General features: G+C 55.2%; 18 protein-coding genes. 12 read left to right on the top strand and 6 right to left on the bottom strand.

Translation table 11 applies throughout. From position 1 onward, the window contains the following. Positions 1-100: 100 nt before the first annotated feature. Positions 101-1933, bottom strand: a complete 1833-nt coding sequence (locus K0I63_RS16820; protein WP_434086778.1) for a copper resistance system multicopper oxidase — start codon at positions 1931-1933, stop codon at positions 101-103. Between the two features lie 185 nt (positions 1934-2118). Here K0I63_RS16820 and K0I63_RS16825 point away from each other — a divergent pair, with 185 nt between their 5' ends. From K0I63_RS16825 to K0I63_RS16835, 3 genes are all read left to right on the top strand, one after another. Further along, positions 2119-2796 (top strand): heavy metal response regulator transcription factor, encoded by a 678-nt coding sequence (locus K0I63_RS16825; RefSeq protein ID WP_220081786.1) that lies wholly within the window; start codon positions 2119-2121, stop codon positions 2794-2796. A 1-nt stretch (position 2797) separates the two neighbouring features. After that, positions 2798-4186, top strand: coding sequence for a heavy metal sensor histidine kinase (locus K0I63_RS16830; protein WP_220081787.1), 1389 nt, complete (start codon positions 2798-2800; stop codon positions 4184-4186). Between the two features lie 537 nt (positions 4187-4723). After that, positions 4724-5746: a porin gene (locus tag K0I63_RS16835; protein ID WP_220083485.1), complete on the top strand. Its 1023-nt coding sequence runs from the start codon at positions 4724-4726 to the stop codon at positions 5744-5746. Between the two features lie 108 nt (positions 5747-5854). Here K0I63_RS16835 and K0I63_RS16840 read toward each other — a convergent pair whose 3' ends face one another. Both K0I63_RS16840 and K0I63_RS16845 read right to left on the bottom strand, forming a co-directional pair. Beyond that, positions 5855-6511, bottom strand: a complete 657-nt coding sequence (locus K0I63_RS16840; RefSeq protein ID WP_220081788.1) for a thiopurine S-methyltransferase — start codon at positions 6509-6511, stop codon at positions 5855-5857. Between the two features lie 105 nt (positions 6512-6616). Then, a complete protein-coding gene (locus K0I63_RS16845; RefSeq protein ID WP_011867058.1) occupies positions 6617-6961 on the bottom strand; it encodes a hypothetical protein in 345 nt (114 codons plus the stop codon). Positions 6962-7172: 211 nt separating this feature from the next. Here K0I63_RS16845 and K0I63_RS16850 point away from each other — a divergent pair, with 211 nt between their 5' ends. Beyond that, positions 7173-9008, top strand: a complete 1836-nt coding sequence (locus K0I63_RS16850) for a protein kinase domain-containing protein (RefSeq protein WP_220081789.1) — start codon at positions 7173-7175, stop codon at positions 9006-9008. A 33-nt stretch (positions 9009-9041) separates the two neighbouring features. Here K0I63_RS16850 and K0I63_RS16855 read toward each other — a convergent pair whose 3' ends face one another. Continuing rightward, the gene (locus tag K0I63_RS16855; protein ID WP_220072320.1) at positions 9042-9635 is read right to left on the bottom strand and encodes an FxsA family protein; all 594 of its coding nucleotides are present in this window, start codon (positions 9633-9635) and stop codon (positions 9042-9044) included. Positions 9636-9894: 259 nt separating this feature from the next. Between K0I63_RS16855 and cutA the strand changes: the two genes are divergently transcribed. From cutA to K0I63_RS16895, 8 genes are all read left to right on the top strand, one after another. Beyond that, the gene (gene cutA / locus K0I63_RS16860) at positions 9895-10218 is read left to right on the top strand and encodes a divalent-cation tolerance protein CutA (protein WP_144202758.1); all 324 of its coding nucleotides are present in this window, start codon (positions 9895-9897) and stop codon (positions 10216-10218) included. Continuing rightward, on the top strand, positions 10215-12023 hold the full coding sequence (locus K0I63_RS16865) for a protein-disulfide reductase DsbD (protein WP_220081790.1): 1809 nt from the start codon (positions 10215-10217) through the stop codon (positions 12021-12023). Before cutA ends, K0I63_RS16865 begins: the two co-directional genes overlap by 4 nt. Before the next feature lie 152 nt (positions 12024-12175). After that, positions 12176-13804 carry a cation:proton antiporter family protein gene (locus K0I63_RS16870; RefSeq protein WP_220081791.1) on the top strand — a complete coding sequence of 543 codons (1629 nt, stop codon included), beginning with the start codon at positions 12176-12178 and terminating at the stop codon, positions 13802-13804. A gap of 93 nt (positions 13805-13897) precedes the next feature. Then, positions 13898-14899 (top strand): TolB family protein, encoded by a 1002-nt coding sequence (locus tag K0I63_RS16875; protein WP_220081792.1) that lies wholly within the window; start codon positions 13898-13900, stop codon positions 14897-14899. Beyond that, positions 14896-18150 (top strand): glycoside hydrolase family 2 TIM barrel-domain containing protein, encoded by a 3255-nt coding sequence (locus tag K0I63_RS16880; protein WP_220081793.1) that lies wholly within the window; start codon positions 14896-14898, stop codon positions 18148-18150. The genes K0I63_RS16875 and K0I63_RS16880 overlap by 4 nt, the downstream gene beginning before the upstream one ends. Positions 18151-18168: 18 nt before the next feature. Beyond that, the gene (locus K0I63_RS16885; protein WP_220081794.1) at positions 18169-19593 is read left to right on the top strand and encodes a solute:sodium symporter family transporter; all 1425 of its coding nucleotides are present in this window, start codon (positions 18169-18171) and stop codon (positions 19591-19593) included. Positions 19594-19856: 263 nt separating this feature from the next. Next, positions 19857-21023, top strand: a complete 1167-nt coding sequence (galK, locus tag K0I63_RS16890) for a galactokinase (protein WP_220081795.1) — start codon at positions 19857-19859, stop codon at positions 21021-21023. Positions 21024-21134: 111 nt separating this feature from the next. After that, positions 21135-22175 carry an aldose epimerase family protein gene (locus K0I63_RS16895; RefSeq protein ID WP_220081796.1) on the top strand — a complete coding sequence of 347 codons (1041 nt, stop codon included), beginning with the start codon at positions 21135-21137 and terminating at the stop codon, positions 22173-22175. A gap of 117 nt (positions 22176-22292) precedes the next feature. Here K0I63_RS16895 and K0I63_RS16900 read toward each other — a convergent pair whose 3' ends face one another. Further along, on the bottom strand, positions 22293-22727 hold the full coding sequence (locus tag K0I63_RS16900) for a hypothetical protein (protein WP_011867069.1): 435 nt from the start codon (positions 22725-22727) through the stop codon (positions 22293-22295). 310 nt (positions 22728-23037) lie between these two features. Continuing rightward, positions 23038-24051, bottom strand: a complete 1014-nt coding sequence (locus K0I63_RS16905) for an NAD(P)H-quinone oxidoreductase (protein ID WP_220081797.1) — start codon at positions 24049-24051, stop codon at positions 23038-23040. Positions 24052-24098: the final 47 nt, after the last annotated feature.

A 24098-nucleotide genomic window follows, 5' to 3' on the forward strand; every position in this document is an offset into this window, starting at 1 on the left:
TTAGGCACAGCTTCGTTCGATATAGCAGCACCCGCCGCTACCGCCTGAGTTGAAAGCGAGATCAGGGATGCGGCAATTACATTCACTAAGTAGGCATTTTTCATGATACAAGCACCTCCCTGAACATACCGGCATCCATGTGGAACAGCAGGTGACAATGCCAAGCCCAGCGCCCGACCTCCTGTGGCGTGGCTAAGAAACTAATACGTTGGGCGGGTTGTACGGGAATGGTGTGACGCCTGACCCTTAATTGTCCTTGAGCATCTTCAAGATCGCTCCACATCCCGTGCAAGTGCATGGGGTGAGTCATCATAGTATCGTTCTGTAAAATGATACGAACCCGCTCATTGTGCTTGAGGGCGACCGGCGTACTCTTGCCAAATTCCAGTCCGTCAAAAGACCAAGTGTAACGCTCCATGTTGCCGGTAAGGTGAAGCTCCAACTCCCGAACAGGCATGTTTGTGTCAGTCAGTACGCCATCGACAGAGCAAAGATCGTCTAGGGTCAACACCCGGCGACCATTGTCTCTCAGCCCAACGCCTGGGTCTTCCAGGCTGGTTCTCGGCATATCGACGCGCATATCAACCGAAGGACCATATTCGCTAGCGGCATGACGCACCTTCTGAGATGGGGTCGCAAGCGAATGCATGCCTTGATGCTGACTATGATCCATCGACATACTTTGATTCATCGACATGCCATGCTCCATAGCCATGCTTTGGTTCATCGACTGCTCATGCCCTTGGTGTTGCATGCCGCCATGCTGCATAGAGGAGTGGTCCATGCCGCCCATAGCCCCCATCATATCGGCCATGGTCAGCCATTGGATCTTATCGAGTGTAGGAACGGGAGCCGATAAACCATCGCGCACCGCAAGCATTCCCTTGGCATAGCCGCTTCGATCCATCGACTGGGCAAAAATGGTATAGGCATCATCCTTAGGAGTAACCAACACGTCGTAGGTTTCGCCAGGGCCAAAGCGGAATTCATCCACCGACACAGGCTCGATATTTTGCCCATCGGCCTGAATAACCGTCATGGTAAGGCTGGGAATACGAACGTCGAAAAACGTGTTACTCGCCCCATTCACAAATCGCAGACGTACGGTTTCACCTGGCTTAAAAATGCCCGTCCAATTGCCATTAGGCGGCTGTCCGTTACATAGGTAAGTGAGCGTGGACGCCGACAGGTCGGCAAGATCGGTGGGATTCATCCGCATCTCATTCCACATCTCACGTTTCGCCAACGCGGTACGAAGATCGTAACGGGATAGATCCTCGAAGAAGTCGCCCATAGTTGGCTGGGCATAGTTGTAGTAATCGCTCTGCTGCTTGAGCTTAGCGAACACTTGCATCGGATTTTCGTCAGTCCAGTCAGATAGCTGCACCACAAAATCCCTATCAACCTTCACCCCGTCGCCTTCTCTAGGCAGGATAATGAGGCTTCCGTACATACCTGACATCTCCTGGAAGCCAGTATGGGAGTGATACCAGTAGGTGCCCGATTGCTGTACCCGAAATCTATAGGTAAAGGTCTTTCCCGGTGCGATCCCCGAATAACTCAACCCGGGAACCCCATCCATCTGATAGGGCAGGATAATGCCGTGCCAATGCACGGATGTGGGCACAGACAATCGGTTGGTCACCCGCAACGTAATGAGGTCACCCTCTCGCCAGATCAGGGTCGGCGCGGGAATAGAACCATTTATCATGATCCCAGTGTTGGCTTGATCGGTAAAATTAACCGGCCCTTGGTCGATCACTAAATCGAACTCGGTCCCTGTCAACACATCGGGGCTTCTTGTGCCATAGGCGGTAGGTTTTCCCATGGCAAAGCTGGGCATACTGGTGCCCAAAACACTTGTTCCAGCGATCAACCCTTGCACAAAACGGCGGCGGCTGAGACTAAACGTCGCACTATTTTTCATGTCCATACTCATTTCGCATTTTAGGTATTTTATTTGGATGCCTAATATCTAGGTGTCTAAATTAAAGATAGTGGCCGGTACCTGACCGAGAAATGACGTAATGATTACAAAGTTGTAATCTTGATCTTATGTGAGCAATTGCATGGTTAAATATGCAAATCGGCTTAAACAAGTTAAAGGCTTGCGGGCAAATGCGAATATTAGTGATCGAAGACGAGATCAAGATAGGCGACTATCTCAAGAAGGGATTGGAAGAAGCCGGGTATACCATCAGCCTGTATCGAAATGGCTTAGATGGCTATCACTACGCCATCTCTGAGCATTTTGATCTCATTATTCTCGATGTGATGCTACCCGACTTGAACGGGTGGCAAATCCTCGAAAAAATCCGCCTCAACAATTCAGATATCCCGGTCATGTTCCTGACCGCGAAGGACAGCCTGGAAGACAAGATCAACGGGCTCGAATCCGGCGCCGATGACTACCTGGTAAAGCCCTTTGCCTTTGCCGAACTGCTGGCACGTGTAAAAACCCTATTACGCAGAGGCACGAAACAGCTTCAGTCTGACACCCTAACCCTTCATGGGTTAAAACTGGATATAACAAAACGCCGGGCCAGCCGGGAACAAACGAAACTGCATCTCACCAATAAGGAGTTTTCCCTACTCGAGTTATTGGTACGCCATCAGGGTGAAGTGCTCACCCGCTCTTTCATCGCATCTCAGGTATGGGACATGAATTTCGATAGCGACACCAATGTGATCGATGTCGCCATCAGGCGCCTAAGGGCCAAGGTTGACGATCCCTTCTCGGTAAAGCTTATCCATACCGTACGCGGCATGGGATATAAACTGGACACGGAAGCCTGACATGTTTACCCGTCATCCTCAGATCTCACTCAAAACCCGTACTCTCTATTTAGTGGGCGGCACACTGCTCGCCTGCTTTTTACTGCTTGGGGTCATGATCGACTCTCAGGTCAAAGGGCATTTCCTACATCAGGATGAGGATGAACTGAACGTAGTAGCAGACTCGGTGAAGGGAATGCTGAGCTCACTGTCGAAATCTCAAGATCGCCATCAGATTGATACCGCCCTCTCCCAGGCGGTTGTCGGCCATCACGGCATCTTTTATGCGCTTTACAATAGTGACAATCAGTTGATTTATAGCAATAAAGAGTCTGATCTTTCCCATTTTCTCCTGCTAGATGCCAAAGAACGCGTCAAAGCCTCAGCCTTAGTTGTCGTTGAAGTACAAGAGCAACACTTACGAGGCGCCCTGCTCGGGGTGACGCTTCCCGATGGGCGGAGCGGCAAGTTAGTCGTTGCCAACGACATCGATTTTCACCTGGCATTTCTAAGCGAATTTCACCGGACACTCTGGTCGACACTGTTTCTGGTTTGGCTGCTAACCATATTGGCAGCCTGGCTGGCCATAAGGTTCGGACTGCGGCCACTGCAACGATTGAGTAAAGAGATCAGTGGCATAACTACCGAACGCCTAGATCTGCGATTGAAACCCGAATTAGCCCCCATTGAATTGTCGGAATTGATCGCCGCCTTCAATCACATGATTGGTGAAGTTGAACTCGGTTTCAAACGCCTTAGCCACTTCTCGGCGGATATCGCCCATGAGCTTAGGACACCACTCACGGCATTGGCGATGCAGAATGAAGTCCTATTGAGTCAGTCTCGCAGCACTGAGGAATATCAAGAATTAATTTATTCCAACCTGGAAGAATTGGAGCGCCTCACCGTCATGGTCAATGATATGTTGTGGCTGGCCAAATCGGACAATGGATTAATTGCGCCCAAGAAACAAAAAATTGCACTGGATAAAGAGGCCGACAAGGTAATCGACTATCTAAGTGTACTCGCCGATGAAAAGAATGTATCCATCGTCAGAGATGGCAGTGTCGAGATCGATGCCGACAGCGGAATGATGCAGCGGGCGCTGAGTAACCTCATAGGTAACGCCGTGCGCCATGCCGAGCCCGGATCTGAAATAACCGTCGGCATAGCACAAACCCCTGAGGCGACATACGTGAAGGTCAATAATCTGGGAACGCCCATCCCTGAGCAGCATGTCAACCACCTATTTGACCGCTTCTATAAAGTCGAGGCGGCCAGACAAAGAGAAGGTAGCAGCACAGGCCTGGGCCTGGCTATCGTCAAGTCTATTGCGGATATACACGGCGGAAAGGTTAGCGCTAAGAGTCGCAACGGCAACACCAGTTTCACTCTGACGCTGCCAAAATAATTGGATTCGGCCTAAAGAGATTAACGGGCTTTAAGATGTTTGGGTTTCAGCCTATCAGCAGCTGTCCCGACAAAAATTGAGTCCAATCAGCTTATGACTTGAAGCTCCTAGCAGCTAACCCCGCATTAAAACCATCCCTAAGGACTATTCAGCGCGCCAATATTTGTGCGTAAGCGCACACTTTTTAAACATATTTATGCTTTCTCAAGTAGAACGCCTACAATTTTAGCAACTTCTTAATAAGTTACAGTTTGTTTACATCAACAGCAGAGTGCATACCCCTTTGGGAGTAGGCGTAATACGTTAAATTTACAAGGATTGGCTGTTTTTTAAACGGATGAGACAGATCTGTCACAAATTCCTCGTAAAGCTAACCTTGATAAGCAGAAATTTGATCTGCGCCACACTCTTGCTGCCATAAAACTGTAAACTTCTGGCCAACTTTGTTACGAGAACGGACCCTCGGAGCAAATTATGGAAACTATGTTAATAACCATTAAAAAATGGAAAAGAACTCAGTTCTTGGGAGCACAATACATGAAAAAATCTCTAATCTCTGCATCAGTAGCATCTGTTATTGCACTGACCTCATTCGGCGCGCTAGCCGATGGCCCTAACTTCTACGGTCGTTTAGACCTAACCCTAACTAACTCTGACAAGGGTTCAACTACTCAAGAAGGTAAAGATGGTACTATTCTTGAGAACAACTTCTCACACCTAGGTGTGAAAGGTTCTGAAAAGATTTCTGACGGTATCGATGTTATCTACCAAATGGAATTCCAAGTTGAGAATACTTCTTCTAAAGGTGACGTATTCAAGGCTCGTAACACATTCCTAGGTCTTAAGAGCGCAGCCGGTACCCTGCTTGTTGGTCGTAACGACACAGTATTCAAGCAATCTGAAGGTGGCATCGACCTATTCGGTAACTCAAACGCCGATATCGACCGTCTGGTAGGCGCGCAAACTCGTAGCGCTGACGGTATCTGGTACTACTCTCCAAAGATCGCTGACCTGATCACTCTGAACGCGACTTACCTGATGACTGACAACAACCAGGCTGGCGTTGAAAATGCTGATGACCAGTACGCTCTAAGCGCGACTCTGGGTGACAAGAAGTTCAAGGCACAAAACTACTATGTTGCAGTAGCTTACAACAAAGGCATCTCTGGTATCGACGCATACCGTGGTGTTGCTCAAGTTAAGCTAGGCGACTTCAAAGTTGGCGGTCTATTCCAAAACTCTGAAAGCGTTAAAGACGGTTCTACAGACAACAACACTTACTTCGTAAACGTTGCCTACAACCTGAACGGCGTTAACCTGAAAGCTGAGTACGGTAAAGACGAAGCTGGTTTCGGTAAGTACTACAAAAACATCTCTGGTGTAGCTGGTACTGACATCAACGTGACTAACATCACTGTGGGTGCTGACTACCGCGTAGCTAAATCAACTCTGATCTACGGTCACTATGCAATGTACGAAGGCGATCACAAAGTTGGTGGCGTTAAAGTTGACCTAGAAGACGACAACATCTTCACCGTAGGTGTTCGTTACGACTTCTAATTCGATGAGCCTCAGGCTCTGATGAAAAAGGCGACCCTAGGTCGCCTTTTTACTTTCTAACGCTTAATTTTTTATAGCTTAAGTTTCTTTAGCTTAAGTTTCTGTAGCTTAACGCCTCACCAGACGATAGACAGACTCGGTCAGCCAGGGCACCTGCTTCTTCACGAACCTTGGGTTCTCGGCCAGCACATCCTGGGTGCTAAGGCACTCGATCTCGAAATAGGGGCTCATGTGCGCCTGGATCCAGGCATTGGATACCGCAAATGGCGGGCCGTTTAACGCTTCCTGGGGATAGTCTAAGGTGATCAGCAAGCCTATGCTCTTAGGCGGCAATAATCCGGCCAGACACTCCACATACTGCAGGCGCATCTCAGGCGGCCAGGCGATCAGCGCCGCCCTGTCATAGAAGCCACTCACCGCCTCCAGGGGTTCCTTTGGCAGACGGAACAGATCCCCCTGGTAAATGCTCACCTGCTCGGTGCGGTAACACTCATGCTCGCCGCTCGATTGTCGCTCGACCGGCAGGTCATTGTCGCTGAAGAACTGCTCCACCGCGCTCTGATTCAGTTCACAGCCGATCACCTCTAGCCCCTGCTCGGCCAGATAACAGAGATCTAAGGTTTTACCACACAGGGGAACGAAGACCTGGCTGCCGGCAGCTAACTTGAGCTGCGGCCAATAGTCGATAAGAAGGGCGTTGACCTCGTCCAGATGAAAACCTATCTGCTGTGAGGCCCATTTGTCGTGCCAAAAACTGGGTTGCATCGTTAGCTCCGCATAAGCAAGTGTCTCATTATGCAGGCTACTCTAATCTCTCGTCGGCCAAGATGCCAGCTTACCGATTATTTCGGCAAGCTTTTCTCTTGGTCGTTATTGAATATCCAAGACTTTCTGTACCCGTCTGAGCCAGACACAGTTTTCACATTCGCAGTTACGGCGCGACAGGTGATGGGGAGTAAGGCTGGAGTCGATAAAATCGACCGCGATCAGCAGCTGTTGCTTCAGCTCGGCAACCGACTTGCGTTCGACGGCCACCAGCTCGTCGTTATGGTTCATCCAGACGCACTCCATCCCTTGGTAGCAATGGATGCACTGGGGGTCTGTGCTATTGAAAAAACCCGCGTGAGGACAAAACTTTAGCTCCATCGACTGCACGATGCGCTTCCTCGGATATTCTAATAATTCAATCAATAGGGCTTTGTTTAGTTCCGTCATTTCGCCCTCCTCACTCATCAAAGTCGCTCAAAAATGAAGCTTAGTTTTATATTAGCTTCAGGTTACCTGTATGTGTATGTAACAGAATTGATATAGGTCAACATCTCATACGAAAATATCGGTTAGGCATCGCACTGCTGAAAAATCTAGCTATTGTGCCTGGCCGCCGCTTCTTGCTATAAAAACATATCGATATTCAGTGAAATGACCCATGCCCAACAGCCAAGCCCCCAGCCCTGAGCTACAACACTTCTATATCTCCGAAGAGCAGTCTATCTACCTGCTCAAGGCCGATGACGCCCGCAAACACAGGGCGTGGATAAGACTCTGTAAACAGCAACTGAGCAAGCTGGGCTACTCAGATATCGAACTGGTGGGCAAGGGCGCCTATGGCTTCGTGTTCGCCGGCATCAATGGCCACGGCCAGGCGCACGTGTTCAAGTTCTCCCGAATCACCCTGCCCCAACAGATCCAGGACAGACTGGAGGAGGAGGCTTACATGCTCTCCCAGGTGATCCACCCCAATGTGCCGCCGGTGATCAAGTTTGAACATGTGGGCAAGCAGGGGATCCTGGTGATGGCCAGGGCGCCGGGGGAAGATCTCGACAAGCTCTGCCTCAGGCATGGCGCCCTACCGGCGCGCATCATAGTCAGTATCGCCCGCCAGCTGGCGCAGATCCTCAACTATCTGCACAACGGCCGCCCCCTAGTACACGGCGACATCAAGCCCTCTAACCTGGTGTACGACATGGAGCGGGATCATCTCTCGCTGATCGACTGGGGCTCGGCGGTATTTGCCCAGCGTGACGGCGAGGGCAATCCGGTCAACGGCAACGTGATGGATCTGCTCTCCAGTGACCAGCAACACACCAACGCCCGCATGGGGGATGTCTATTTCATCGGTGAGGAGCAGCTTAGCGGCGCCCTCTCCAGCCCCAGGTTCGACGAGCAAGGGGTGGCTGCGACTCTCTATGCCCTGGCCTCGGGTCAGGCCAGCCGATTCGGCAGCAAGGTGATCCCCGCCAGCAGCATAGGCCTGCCCATAGAACTGGCCCGTACATTAGACGGCATGCTCAGCGAGGATCCCGCCACCCGTAACCGGGCCGGGGATTACTTTCTCAAGAGCATGGCCCATAGCCATCGTCTGCATCTGCCGGATCTGCCCATGGCGCCGCTGCAGCCTGAGATCCCGGTATGGACCCTCAAGCAGGCCAAAGATGTGGAGACGGTCACCTACAGTTCGCGCAAATCCTTCCTGCGGGAGCACAACGAGGATGAGCCGATAGAGAAGATGGACGATCTCCAGCTGGAGAAGTACTACCGCAACTTCATGGCGGGCATGGGAGATACCGAGAAAGGCTTTATCGCCGCGGTCAGCCGGGTGGGCCAATATTCGCTGGTAGGCGGATTGGCGATCCACTGGCAGGAGTCCGGGGTCTTTATCGACTCTAACCTGGCCACTTATAACGCCGAGGAGAAGGCGGCGCTCATCCTGGCGGTGAACAACATGGTAACCCTGGCGCGGGGCATCCGCCGTATCGGGGTGTTTAAGGCCTGCTTCTTCAACGCCCGCGACACCCTGCATCTAGAGCGTGACGACACCAGCCAACCCTTCAGGCCAAGCCCTGATCAGCAGCTGCCCTTTGAGGTGGGCGATGTGCCTTCGCTGGAGGATAAATCCCGGCTGCACTCCTACTTCGAGGATGGTCGCGACCCGGATGAAAATCTGGAGCTGCCCAAGGAGATCATGACAGAGCTGGGCTGGATCAACCAGATCCACCACACCGGCTGCATCATCTTCGAGGTGTTACCTAACCATATGAAGATACACAGTTATCTGCGTCTGTTGAATCCCCGTAAACAGGCGGCCTTCAGGGCGAGCCTAGACAGGATCCTCAGCCATGTGGATAAGATTCAGGGGAAAGGGGTGTCGGGCTTCATGAAACTGCCCTACAAGAACACCCGCCGTTTTCAACATGTCGACAGGAAGGCGGACCACTTCTACCCCAGAAATCCCAAGAAAGTGATCGCCCAGCTGGATGAGTGATGGCTCAACTGTAAGCCTAATGGCTAAGCCGATTTACTTCGGCTCGCGCTTGTCCTCATCGCTCGCCTTATCGCCATCAGGCTTGTCGCCTAACTGACGCTCTTCATCGAGTTTATCGGAAGGATCTGGCTTGCGCTCATAGTCGCCGTCGAAGGTGTTGCCCTGCTCATCGAAGGGAGAGCGGTCGAAGGGCGAGCGGCCACCGGCCGAACCATTTGACCCAAATGGCCCCTGCCCAAACTGGCCGTGAAAGCCTCCCTGTTGACTCACCTTGACCTGCATCCGCTTATAGAGGAAGGCGGCGATGGGCGCACGGGTAAGTGGGGTTAACAGCAGGAGGCCGATAAAGTCGGTCACAAAACCTGGGATCAGCAGCAATAGACCGGCCATGGCCAGCATCATTCCCTCGACGATCTCCTGACCCGGCGCCTCGCCGCGTGCCAGCTTCTGCTGCACCTGCATCAGGGTATGTATCCCCTGGCTGCGCACCAGAGAGACCCCCACCACGGCGGTGAAGATAACCAGGCCCACAGTTGTCCAGCTGCCTAAGGTTTCGCCAACGCGGATCAGCACATTGAGCTCAATAACGGGAATGAGAACAAAGATAATCAATAGGATGAAAAACACGCTGACCTCACAAACTGACGAAATTTCTAATTGATTGAAAACTAAATGGGGGCGAACGGGTCTACTTTCAAGTCGGACGGCTTTTTTAGCGAATTTATCCCAGTGACAAACTTGGGATAAGCTCACTATTTTAGCAATAGCTTAATGCAAGTCGCCGACAAAACACGTAAAGTAGCTAACGCTCACGATACCCTCGTGAGCCAGTATAACCCGGTTACCTTAACACCCAATTAATGACCATACAGGGTAATAGCAACAGATGCAGGAAAAATGTCTACTCGTCACCACCAGCTGCCCGGACAATGAAACGGCCAGCACCCTGGCCCGCGCACTAGTGGAAGCCAAGCTGGCGGCCTGTATTCAGATCTCCGCCCCCGTCACCTCACTCTACACCTGGGAGGGTGAAGTGTGCCAGGAGACAGAGGTGTGCCTGCAAATAAAATGCCTCGCCCGTCATTACGACAAGTTGGAGCAACGCCTCTTGTCGCTGCACCCCTACCAAGTTCCCGAGCTGATCGCCACAGAGATCCACACAGGTTCGGCGGCTTACTTAGCATGGATAAAAGAAACCTCACTATCATGAAGAAAATACTGTTCCTCTTCCTCTCGACCCTGCTGTTGATCGCCCCCGGGGCGCAAAGTGAAAGCCTGTTCAGCAACAGTAAGTTTGATTTTCTTAAAGATGAACCTCAGCTGATGCCTGTGGATCAGGCCTTCGTCTTCGATGCCCAGCAAGAGGGCAACCTGGTCAAGATCAGCTGGGTGATCGCCGACGGTTACTATCTGTATCGCGACAAGCTCAAATTCGCCGCCGACGGCGCGACCCTGGGTGAGATCCAGCTGCCTAAGGGCAAGGCTCACAGCGATGAGTATTTCGGCGAGCAGGAGGTCTACTACTCTTACGTCGAGGTGCCTGTGGCTCTCAAGGAAGCCAGTGCCGAGGCCAACATCAGCGTGACCTTCATGGGCTGCGCCGAGGGTAAGCTCTGCTTCCCGCCCACGACGCGTAGCGCGCCCCTTACTCAGGTTGCCGCCAACGCGGGCCTGCTACCCGAGGCGATGAAGGCGACACCAGTTGCGAGTGAAACCGCTAGCAATCAGGCACCTATCACCCAACAGGATTCTCTCAGCCAGATGCTTTCTGGCGACAACCTGCTGTGGACCCTGGTGATCTTCTTCGGCCTGGGTATAGGCCTGGCGCTGACCCCCTGCGTCTTCCCCATGTACCCGATCCTGTCTGGCATCATCGTCGGCCAAGGCGAGAAGCTCTCTACCGGCAAGGCCTTCAGCCTCTCCATGGTCTATGTGCAGGGGATGGCGATCACCTATTCGCTGCTGGGGCTTATCGTCGCCTCGGCGGGCATGAAATATCAGGCCGCATTGCAACACCCTGCCGTGTTGGTGGGGCTGGCGATCCTCTTCTTACTGCTCAGCCTCTCCATGTTCGGCCTGTACGAGCTACGCCTGCCGTCTAGCTGGCAGGAGAAGATGAACCGCTTCTCTAACAACCAGAAGGGCGGCAACGTCCTGGGTGTGTTTGTCATGGGGATCATCTCTGGTCTGGTAGCGTCACCTTGCACCACGGCGCCACTATCGGGCGCCCTGGTCTATGTGGCGCAAACCGGCGACCTGATGCAAGGCTTCCTGGCCCTCTATGTGCTCAGCATGGGCATGGGTCTGCCGCTGCTGATCATCGGTTCATCGGGCGGTAAGCTGCTGCCACGTGCCGGCGCCTGGATGGATGTGATCAAGACGGTGTTCGGCTTCCTGCTGATCGCAGTCTCTATCCTGATGATAGGCCGTATTTGGACCGGACTGGTGTCAGATCTGCTCTGGGCCCTGTGGGGCGTCAGTCTGACCGCCTATCTGATGCATCAGAACAAACTCACCGAGTTTAACTGGAAACAGACGGTACGCTCCGTACTGCTGTTGATGACCCTGCTGGGCAGCTTCTCCTATGGCTTCCAAGCCGTCATGGCCAGCCTGGGCTACCAGGCCCATACGGGTGCGGTTAGCCATAAGGTGAGCCACAAGACCATCAAGAGCCTTGAAGATCTGCAGGCCGAGGTGGCCGCCGCCAGCGCCCAGGGTAAGCCCGTGATGCTGGATCTCTACGCCGACTGGTGTGTCGCCTGTAAGGAGTTTGAGAAGATCACCTTCGTCGACCCTGAGGTGCAGGCCCGTCTGTCGCAGATGGTGTTCCTCCAGGCCGACGTGACCAAAAACGACGCCATCGATATCGAGCTGCTGGAGCACTACGAGGTGTTGGGCCTACCTACCCTCTTGATGTTCGACGCCAAGGGCGAGATCCGCGACGAGCTGCGCGTCACCGGCTTCATGAAGCCTGCGGAGTTTGCCGCCCATCTGGATCACCTGCTAGCCAAGTAAGCTCAGGCAGTCTCGTATAAACTACCTAAAAACCTCCTGCGGGAGGTTTTTTATTAAGGGCTAAAAGATAGCTCGCTAATCAAAGTTTTCATTTATAGTTAACCCAATTCCTATACAATCAGGGGTATACCTCACGGATCTCTAGGAGCAACATGGAACCCGCCATCCTCATCATCACCTTAGCCTGTGGCATGCTTGTCAGTCGTATCGGTTTACCGCCACTCATAGGTTATCTGGTCGCGGGCTTCGTGTTATTCCTCTTCGGCATCGACGAGAGCAGCCTGCCCCTGCTGGAACAGCTGGCGGAGCTGGGTGTCACCCTGCTGCTGTTTGCCATCGGCCTCAAGCTGGATATTCGTAGCCTGTTTAAGGCCGAGGTGTGGGCGGGATCCAGCCTGCATCTGATGGGATCCATCATCTTCCTGGTACCCCTGCTTAAGCTGCTCGGCCTGCTGGGGCTGGAACAATTGAGTGGATTGGCGTTCAATCAGCTGACTCTGCTGGCCTTCGCGCTAAGCTTCTCCAGCACCATCTTCGCCGTCAAGGTGCTCGAAGATAAAGGCGATATGCAGTCACTCTATGGCCGTGTCGCCATCGGTATTCTGATCATGCAGGATATCTTCGCCGTCGCCTTCCTCACCATCTCCAAGGGGGATATCCCTTCAGTCTGGGCCCTGGGATTACTACTGCTTCCTTTTGCCAAGCCACTCATCTACAAGGCGTTCGATAAGGTCGGTCACGGCGAACTATTGGTGCTCTTCGGCCTGGTGATGGCCCTGGTGGTGGGTGCGGGTCTGTTCGAACTGGTCGGTCTCAAGCCGGACCTGGGTGCGCTTATCATAGGCATACTGCTGGCGGGTCACGCCAAGTCGTCTGAGCTGGCCAAGTCGCTCTTCTACTTCAAAGAGCTGTTTCTGGTGGCCTTCTTCCTCACGGTCGGCCTCAACGGCCTGCCGAGCTTCGCCGACATAGGCCTGGCGGCGCTCTTGGTGCTTATCGTGCCGGTGAAAATAGTGCTCTTCCTCTACCTGCTGACCCACTTCAGGCTGCGTTCGCGCACCTCCTTGATGACCTCGTTCAACCTGGGCAACTACAGCGAGTTCGGCCTGATCGTCGCCGCCGTGGCCACCAGCAAGGGCTGGTTACCCGGGCAATGGTTGGTGATCCTGGCCGTGGCCCTCAGCCTCAGCTTTTTGTTTGCCGCGCCGCTTAACGCCGCCTCGGCCCGCCTGTATCAGAAGTTTCAGAGTCGCTTGCAGAAGCTGGAAAGACACCCGCTACACCCCGAAGACAGACAGATCCCCGTGGGCAACCCCCGCTTCCTCATCCTGGGGATGGGACGTATCGGTAGCGGTGCCTACGACGAGCTGGCCAACCAGTTTGACGGTGAGATCCTGGGGATAGAACACAAGCAAGATCTGGTGGACTTCCATCGCCAACAGGGACGCAACGTAGTACAGGGCGACGCCTCAGATACCGACTTCTGGGAGAAGCTGGACAGGGCGCCGAATCTCGAACTGGTGCTGCTGGCCATGCCCCATCATGCGGGTAACCAGTTTGCGGTGGAGCAACTAAAACGCCTGGATTATCAGGGCAAGCTGAGCGCGATCGTGCAATACAGCGAGGATGCCCAATCCCTCAAGGCCGCCGGGGTGCACAGCGTGTTCAACCTCTACGAGGCCGCCGGCGCCGGTTTTGTCGAGCATGTGGTTTGCGAGCTCAAGTCCGGCAAGCAGCACGAGGCCGATATTGCCGTCGAGCCTCAGGAGACCACAGGCTAACCCTAACTGCGCTCAAACCATAGATTGTATACATTATTCTAAATATCTTGTATTGTACTTGCCATCCTGCGATAAGATGGGAAGTACAATACTGTGCCGACAAAAAAACAAAAAACTAATCAATACAATACTTTCGGAAACATACTCAAGACCAGTCTCTGCCTATTGGCTGGCGTGACCTCTCAGGTCAGCGCCGCGGGCTATGACATCTGGCTCTATCCCTTAGCCAAACAGGCCGAGGCCCCCCACTGGCGACTCGGCGAGCCTATCAGTGTCAGCGACCGCCCGAGTTACGACAACCAGGCGGCATTTGACCCCAAGGGCAAGCAGCTGGTGTTCGCCTCCGATCGCGCCGGTGATCATAACGACATCTATCGATTCGACATCGAGACGGGCGAAATAACCGCCCTGACCCACACGCCTGAGATCAGCGAATACTCGCCTCGGCTAACATCACAGGGCCTTACCTCTCAGATCCTCACCTATGTGGCCGAGCAGGGTGTGCCCCACCAGAGCATATGGCGGCAGTCACTGCATGATGAAACCGCTCCCGAGCGCGCGGTAAACAGCCTGATCCCAGCAGGTTACTATGCCAGGCTAGAGGGTATCGGCACCCTGATCTGGGCCAGATATGGCTATAACCTCTACTATGAGCCGGTTGGCGAAAGCGCCGACGAGCGCCACTTCGTGGTGAGCGATGTGGGGCGCAGCCTGCATGCCCTGCCGAGTATCAAGCAGTTCAGCTACCTTAAGAAACGTATGGACGGTGAGCGAGTCGTCACCCTGTTCGACCCAGAATCTCGCAGCCACACGCCGCTTATCGACCTGGGCCAGGGCAGTGAAGACTATGCCTGGAGCAGCGATGGCTGGCTGTTTAACCTTGAGGGCACTGTGCTTCGCAGCTGGCCCTACCCGCCGTTGGCAGGCACTCATGAAAGAATTCTCAGGACGCCACAGCAAGAGCTGCCCGGTTGGCAGGCGGTAACCCAGCTTACCCCGCCGACGCCGCACCATCACAGCCCTTCTCGGATCGCCATCAGCCCCACTTTGGATTTTATTGCCATCACCTGGCAACGTAAGGACACGCCACAATGATCAACCGCTTCTCTCTTCTACAGAGACTCTCGTATGCACTTACTCTCTCCCTAGTCTTTGGGCTAGTAATCTCCAACCCGGCGCTGGCAAGGGATCGCTGGCAGGATCACACCCTATTTGAGATCAACAAGCTGGCGCCCCATGCCAGCTTCTTCGGCTATGAGTCCGAGCCCTTGGCGCTGTTAGATGAGATGGAACGCAGCCAGCATTATCTGGATCTCAACGGCCGCTGGCACTTTCATCTGGCCAAGAATCCCGCCGCCACACCCAAAGAGTTCGCCGCTCCCGAGTTTGATGCCAGCCACTGGGGTAGCATACAGGTGCCGGGCAATTTCGAGACCCAGGGCTATGGCCACGCCATCTACCTCGACGAGCGCTATCCCTTCGACACTAAATGGCCCGATGCACCAAATGATCACAACCCCACAGGCCTCTACCGCAAGACCTTCACCCTGCCCGCCCATTGGCAACAGAAACAGGTATTCATCCACATAGGTGCGGCGCGCTCGGCCCTCACCCTGTTCGTCAATGGCCGTGAGGTCGGCTACAGCCAGGGCGCCAAGACCCCGGCTGAGTTCGATATCACCCCCTACCTGCAAGTAGGCGAGAACCTGCTCGCCATGCAGCTGATCCGCTGGAGTGACGCCAGTTACCTAGAAAGCCAGGATATGCTGCGCATGACGGGCATAGAGCGCGAGGTCTACCTCTATGCCACCCCCAAGCAGCGCATAGAAGATATTCAGGTTGTCACTCATTTAAACCAGGATCTCACCCGCGCCAAGCTCGCCATCAGGGTAAATCTCACCAGCCACCAGTCAGAGGTAAGAGCCCTTGAATTAGAGGCGCGCCTGTTGGATCCCCAGGGCAAGCAGGTCGCGAAAGCTAACCAGCGCCTGAGCCTGAAAGGCGATACCAAGCTCGACTTTAGCCAGACCCTAAAGCATCCCAAGCTGTGGAACGCCGAGACCCCAAATCTGTACCGGCTCATCCTGACCCTCAAGACAGAGGCAGGAGAGACACTTCAGGTCGCCAGTCAGCAGATAGGCGTGCGTAAGATCGCCATCGAGAAGGGTCAACTTAAGGTCAACAACAAGGCGATCACCATACGCGGCGTGGATCGTCACGAGACAGATCCCCAAACCGGCCATGTGGTCAGCCGTGAGACCATGGAGCTGGATATCCGCCTGATGAAGCAGAACAACATCAATGCGGTACGCTCCAGCCACTACCCCAATCATCCCTACTGGCTCAGCCTCGCCGACCGCTACGGCCTGTATGTGATCGATGAGGCCAACATAGAGTCCCACCCGCTGGCGATAGACGACAAGACCCAGCTGGGCAACGAGATGAGCTGGCTGCCCGCCCATCAGGCGCGTATCGAGCGTATGGTCGAGCGCGACAAGAACCACCCCTCGGTGATCATCTGGTCTCTGGGTAATGAGGCCGGTGAAGGCAAGCTGTTCGAGCGCCTCTACCAGTGGATAAAGCAGCGGGATCCCAGCCGCCCGGTGCAGTATGAACCGGCGGGCAAGGCGCCATACACGGATATCGTCGCTCCCATGTATCCCTCCATCGAGCGGATACGCGAATACGCCGAGCGCGCCAGCGACCGACCGCTGATCATGATCGAGTACGCCCACGCCATGGGCAACTCGGTGGGCAACCTGCAAGACTACTGGGATGTGATAGAGGCCTATCCCCAACTACAGGGCGGTTTCATCTGGGACTGGGTGGATCAGGCGCTGGCCTTCAGCAACGATTTAGGTCAGAGGTACTGGGCCTACGGCAAGGACTATCACCCCGATATGCCCACCGACGGCAACTTCCTCAACAACGGCCTGGTGGATCCCGACCGTAATCCCCATCCCCACCTGAGCGAGGTGAAGAAGGTCTATCAACCCATCAAGTTGAGAGACTTTAAGATTGAGGGTGATAAGGCCTGGGTGAATCTCATCAACGGCTACGACTTCGCCTCCACCTCAGGCCTGAGCCTGAACTGGACGCTGCAGCGAGATGGCAAGATCATCGCCAATAAGCGCCAGACCATGCCGACACTCTCCCCTGGCGAGCAGGCCCGGGTGAGCTTCAAGCTGCCTAGCAAACAAATCTTAAGCGCCCCCTTCGAGTATCACCTGCTACTCGAGGTGCTGGTCGATACGCCGAGGCCGCTGCTACCGAGCGATCACCGTATCGCCTTCGAGCAGTTCGCCTTGCCTCGCTCCGGGGCTAAAGCCGCTTATCAAGTAAAGAAAAACCAGGCCAAGATAAGCGAAGATAGCGGCAGCTATCGCCTCACCTCGGGTGATCTGAGTTATGAGTTCGATAAGCGCAGCGGCTGGCTAACCCAGATCTACCAAGAGGGGGAGCCCCAACTTAAGGGGCCACTGATGGCCAACTTCTGGCGAGCACCTACCGATAACGATCTGGGGAACCAGATGCCCGAGTGGGCCGGGGCCTGGCAAGACGCGGCGACTGAGCTAGAAGTCACGGCGATCGACGTCGACCCCGCCCTTGGCCTGACCATCAGCCAGAGCCATGCCGAAATGGGCTTTAGCCTGCGCACCCGCTACAGCCTGGATAATGCAGGGCGCCTGGCTATCGACAGCCAATTTATCCCTGGGAATAAGCCGCTCGCCGATCTGCCCCGCTTCGGCTTCAGCACCCGGCTAGGCTTTCAGCACAGATACCTGAGTTACTTTGGCCGCGGCCCAGAGGAGACCTACACCGATCGCCAGTCGGGCAATCCCCTGGGCTGGTATGCCCTGCCGATAGAGCAAACCTATCACAGATATCCAAGACCCCAGGAGACGGGCCAGCGCACCCAGGTGCGCTACGCCGCGGTGACAGATCAAAGGGGTCAGGGATGGCTAGCGATCGCTAACCTGGCCCAACGCGGAAATAAGGCCGGAGAGTTGTCCGGAGATCAGGGCAGCAAGGAGGCAGATGAGGTCGCCACCCTACAGACCAGCCTTTGGCCATTCGCCCAGGCAGACATAGATTTTCGCCGCGGCGATGCCCAGGACTCGGCCTCGGGACTGGTGGCCGTCACCCGCAATCATGGCGCCGAGATCCCGCTTAGGAAGTTCGTCACCTGGAATATCGATTACCGCCAGATGGGCGTCGGCGGTGATACCTCCTGGGGCCGTCCTGTACATGCGCCCTACCGCATCAAGGCCGAGCCGATCCGCTTCGGCTTTACCCTGATGCCAGTGGCTGCAAAGGACGATATCCCCACCCTGGCAAGACAATAACAATAAGGAAGCAAGCAGATGGAACAGACAATACAGGTGGCGATCTTCGTCGCCCTCACAGCGCTGGTCGCCCTGATCACCTATATTAAGTGTCGCAAGGTGACCCGCGACGCCAACGACAGCCGCGACTACTTTCTCGCCGGCGGTGGCCTGAGCTGGATAGTGGTGGCCGGCTCCTTGATGATGACCAACATCAGCGCCGAGCAGATCGTCGGCATGAATGGCGCCCAGACCCTACTGGTCGCCTGGTGGGAGATCGCCGCCGCAATCGGTCTTATCATCCTGGCCAAGTGGCTGATCCCCATCTATTACCGCTACAACTGTACGACTACCACAGAGCTGCTGGAGCGTAAGTATCAGGACAAGGGGATCCGCGCCATGGTCTCGGTGCTCTTCATGCTGGGCTACGCCTTCATCCTGCTACCCGTGGTGCTCTACACGGGGTCGCTGTTCATGAAGTCCATGTTCGGCCTCGCCATCTCTGTCACCGTACTGGCGATCATCTTCGCCGTGGTGGGCGCCATCTATGCCATCTTCGGCGGCCTGAGAGCCATCGCCATCTCAGATACGCTCAACGGCCTGGGGCTGATCCTGATGGGGCTGGCGGTCTCCTACCTGGCAATGCACGCCATAGACTGGGATCTCTCCGGCGTCCCGTTGGAACGCCTGACCCTGATCGGCGATAGCCAGTCGGATATTCCCTGGTCGACCCTGCTCACCGGGATGATCTTCATTCAGATCTTCTACTGGGGCACCAACATGGTGATCACTCAGCGCGCCCTGGCCGCCAAGTCGGTGAAGGAGGCGCAGAAGGGCCTGTACGCCGCCGTGGTGATGAAGCTGATCATCCCGGTGATCGTGGTGCTGCCGGGCATAGTCGCCTTTAAGCTCTATGGCGATGTGGGCGACGTGGCCTACGGCAAACTAGTGGGCGACCTGCTGCCTAGCTGGCTCTCTGGCGCCTTCGCCGCCGTGATCGCCGGCGCCGTGCTCAGCTCGTTCAACTCCTGCCTCAACTCGGCCGCTGCCCTCTACACCTGCGACATCCACCAAAACTACATCAACGCCGATGCCGACGTGCGCAAGATAGGCACCCGGGTCGCTCTGGTGTTCACCCTGATCTCGGTCGCCCTAGTGCCCCTGTTCGCCCGCTCGGAGAGCATAATCGCCCTGCTGCAACAGCTCAACGGCCTCTACTCGATGCCGGTACTGGCGGCCTTTATCTGTGCGCTAGTCTTCAAAAATGTCAGCGCCAAGGCGATAAAATGGGGCCTGGTCTTCGGGGTCATGCTTTATGCCCTGTTCACCTTTGTCTGGAGCCCGCTGCACTTCATTCACCTGATGGCGATCACCCTGCTGGCGACCATACTGGTTACCCTGGTCTTGAGTCGCCTGTTTGCCCAGTCTGTCGTCGCCCCCGTCGCCGAGCCAACCCTGGACTAAGCCATTTGGCTAGCGCAAACAGACCCGTTCCAGGTTTTCCCTGCCGAGCCCATGATGGCTCGGCAAGTGGCCAAGATAAAACATCTGGTTAACACTAGAGCCAGTGGGCGATATTTTCCCGATCCCAGCTGACAAATCTCAGTTACATCAATGACTGAGACGTGATATAAAAATGACAAGGATGACTCATGGTTGTTACCACCATGAACAAGACTGCCCACAGGGGCAGAGAACGCTAACTTTTTCTGAGAAGTTCAACACCAATGTCGAATACCGCACAGCGCGCCAATAAACTTTTTGTGCAGACCTTTGGTACCACGGCCGATGACCTGTATCAGGCGCCGGGCCGGGTTAACCTGATCGGCGAACATACAGATTACAACGATGGGTTCGTCCTCCCCGCCGCCATCAACTTTAGAACCGTTATCGCAGTGAAACAACGCGACGACGACAAATTCCGCGCCGTATCCGACGCCTTTCCCGGCAAGATCTACACCTGGCACTTCGGCCAGGAGAGTGAGATGGACCCCAACGACAGTTGGATCAATTACCTCAAGGGCTTTACTGCGGCGGTATCGGCCAGCGGCTTGCCTGCCAAGGGGATGGATCTGGCGGTCGTGGGTAGCGTCCCCCTAGGGGCTGGGCTTTCCTCGTCTGCGGCCCTGGAGATCGCCTTCGGCACCGCGCTTAACGATTGCAGCCAGCTCAGACTATCGCCGCTGGCGGTGGCCCAGATGGCCCAGCGCGGCGAAAATCAATATGTCGGCTGCGCCTGCGGCATCATGGATCAGATGATCAGCGCCATGGCTCAAGAGGAACATGCCCTGCTGATCGACTGTGAAGATCTCGACTGTGAACCTGTGCCCATCCCGGAAAGCCTGAGCCTGATCATAGTCAACTCCAATGTCCCCCGCGGACTAGTGGACAGCGAATATAATCTGCGCCGTGAACAATGCGAACAAGTCGCCGAGCATTTCGGCATCGAGAGCCTGCGTCATCTTGAGCTGCGTACCCTGGAAGGTGCCAAGGATGAGCTGCCGGAGGTCTGTTACCGCCGGGCGCGCCATGTGCTGAGCGAAAACCGCCGCACCCAGAACGCCGCCCACGCACTGGAGGCGGGTAACATCGCCAAGCTGAGCGAGCTCATGGCCCAGTCGCACCAATCGATGCGTGACGACTTTGAGATCACCGTGCCCGAGATAGACAAGCTGGTCGAGATCATCGACGCCGTGGTCGGCGATCGCGGCGGCGTGCGCATGACAGGTGGCGGCTTCGGCGGCTGCGTCGTTGCTCTGGTGGATCACGACCTTACCGACGCCGTAGTCGAGGCGGTCGAGCGTCAATATCAGGCGGCGACAGGCCTGGAAGCCAGCGTCTACCTCTGCTCGGCGAGCCAGGGCGCCTCAAGGTTGGACGAGGAGCTCTATTAATCGCTGAGCCTTAGGTGTAAATCGCTGTTTAGAATACGTATTCATACCCTCGTCCAAGGGCGAGATAATACAATAGGATCCCAACTTTAATCGCTTAAGGAAAAGATTATCATGGTACGTTTTCGCCCGCTCGATGCCTGGAACGATCCCCGTGGTGGCCAGATTGAACGCATCATCATAGACAACGGCACCCTGGCCATCGAGGTGCTCAGCCTCGGCGGCATTATCCGCTCCCTCTGGGCGCCGGATAACCAGGGCGAGCGTGGCAATATCGTGCTGGGCTGCGACAGCGCCCAGGATTATCTGACCCAAGACGCCCACCTGGGCGCCATCGCCGGACGCTACGCCAACCGCATCGCCGGTGCCCGCCTGAGCCGGGACGGTCAAGAATTCAGTCTGGATAACAACCATCAGGACAACTGCCTGCACGGTGGCCGCGAGGGCTTCAATCGTAAGCAGTGGCATATCGGCCAACTCAGCGATGGCGTGCGCCTCAGCCTGTTCAGCCCGGATGGCGACATGGGCTTTCCCGGTAACGCCAATATCCAGCTCGACTACCGCCTGGTGGGCAATAACCTCTATGTGGAGATCCTCGCCAGCACAGACAAACCCTGCCCCATCAGCCTGACCCAGCACAGCTACTTCAACCTGGAAGGTGCGAGCGAGCGCAGCAGCCTGGGACATATTATCCAGAGCGACAGCCAGCATTACCTCACCACAGATGAACAGGGGATCCCAACCGATGTGACTCGGGTAGCCGGTACGCCGCTGGATCTCAGCCAGGGTCAGTCCCTCGCGAGCCTCAAGACGGCGCTGGAAACCGAGCCGACAAGGGGCATAGATCACTGCTACCTGACGCCAAATCATGACGGTAAGGCCCTGAGCCGCTTCGGTACTATCAGCGCCCCAGCCTCAGGCAGACGCATGACCCTCTACACCAACCAGCCAGGTGTGCAGATCTACGGCAGTAACTTCCTCGAGGGCACCCTTGGCAAACAAGGGCAGAAACTGGCCTCATATCAGGCGGTATGTATCGAGCCACAGCAACTGCCCGATGCGCCCAATCAGGCACACTTACCGGGCACGCCTTGGCTGATGCCGGGCGAGGTGTATCACCACATGAGTCGCTATCAGTTCGATCTCATCAAATGAGATGCTAACGGGAAAAGAGATAAGAGAAGTAAAAAAGATTTAGGTAGGGGTTCCAGAGGGACCGGAACCTCTTACCTAAGGATGGCGGCGAACTAAGCAGGAGTCCTGGCAGGTTGCCTAGTTGCGGTCGTCATCGTCAGACCAATCATCATAGCCGTCGTCCAGGCTATCGACTTCGAGTTCGACATCATCATCGTCGTCATCGCTGGCGCCTTCTTCGGCGTCCACCTTCACCTTCTTAGGCGCTGGTGCAGGTTTAGCATGAATCGCCTCAACCCAACCGGCATGCTGCTGCATGAAGGCGGCTCGGGTCGCTAACCAGTTCGCGTCATATTCAGCTTTAGCGGCCTTAAGTTCCTCTTCCGTAAGGTCATGCAGGTTCACCTTAACGATGTCCTCGGCATATTCAATCACGGCATCTCTTACCGTGTTATAGAGATAAACTCGTCCCGCCGTGGCTTCGGGAAACTCTTTGTCGTGAATGAGGATAGTATTACCTCGAGCCGTACGAAGTTCACCATACCAAACAGGTTCTTTAGACGTGTCATACATATATGCTAATACCCTTAAATCAACACATACCAATATAAAATTATAAAGCTGACAACAGTTAGCTTAGTCACTGCCATCGCCACAAACGCCTCTGGACAATAGCCCACACATTTTTAATAAATACCGCCAGAAATCAATAGCCAAATGGATCTATTTTATTTAATTGCTATCAAAATGTTCACTCGGTAGATACTAGTAACGAATTTAGCCGATCAAATCAGTTATTCAAGTTTTTTCTAACCTACTTTATACCAAAGTTAACAGACCGCTCAGCCCCCATGAGCGCGCGACTTGTCACACCCGTTGACGGCTAGTCATTCGCCACCTTGAGCACCAGCTTTCCTCTGTGTTGCCCCGACTCCATCAGAGCATGGGCCTTGGCCGCATCACCCAGCGCAAACTCGGCAAACAGGTGAGGCACCAGGCTGCTGCCCTCCTGGGTGTCGAACTTAGGCCACACCAGCTCACGCAGGCCATCGGCGATCGCCTGCTTGGCCGCGACCGATTGTGGCCTCAGGGTCGCCCCCGTCCAGCAGATACGCTTAGCCATCAAGAGCGCCACATCCACCTCGGCGCGCCTACCCCGCTGCAGGGCTATGGTGACCAGGCGGCCCTCGATCGCCAGCGCCTTGAGGTTGAGGTCGATAAGGTCACCCGAGGCCATATCCAGCACCAAGTCCACCCCTTGAGGCGCCACCGCCTTTATCTGAGCCAGCAGATCCTCGTCGTGGTAGTTAAAGCCGTGGTCGGCCCCTAGGGCGAGGCAGTAGTCAATCTTCTCCTGACTGCCGCAGGTGACCAGCACCTTAACAGCGAATTGTTTCGCTAAGGTGACCGCCGCCGAGCCGATACCGCCCGAGCCACCATGAATAAGCACAGTCTCACCCGCCTTAAGGCCGCCGCGCATGAACATGTGTCCCCACACGGTGAAGAAGGTCTCGGGCAGGGCCGCCGCCTGAGCCATGGTCACTCCTGTGGGTATAGGCAGGCAGTGTACCGCCCAGGTCGCCACATACTCGCCATAGCCACCGCCGGGTACCAGGGCGCACACCCTGTCCCCCAACTGCCAGCCGGTCACCTGCTCGCCCTTGACCACTACTGTGCCTGACACCTCCAGGCCCAAGATCTCGCTGGCACCGGGCGGCGGTGGATAGAGGCCGCGGCGCTGGGCAACATCCGGACCATTCACCCCGGCATATTCCACCTTGATCAGCAGCTGATCCGGCGCTATGGCAGGCAAGGGGCACTGCGTCAGCTCCAGCACCTCGGGCCCACCTGGGGCGTTAAATTGCACATGGGTATAGTGTGTGGGAAGCATTGACATGGGGCTCCTAACATTAGCGGGCGTTAATGCTGTCGAGGCTAGCGCGA

Source organism: Shewanella rhizosphaerae (genome assembly GCF_019457655.1).
GTDB lineage: Bacteria > Pseudomonadota > Gammaproteobacteria > Enterobacterales > Shewanellaceae > Shewanella > Shewanella loihica.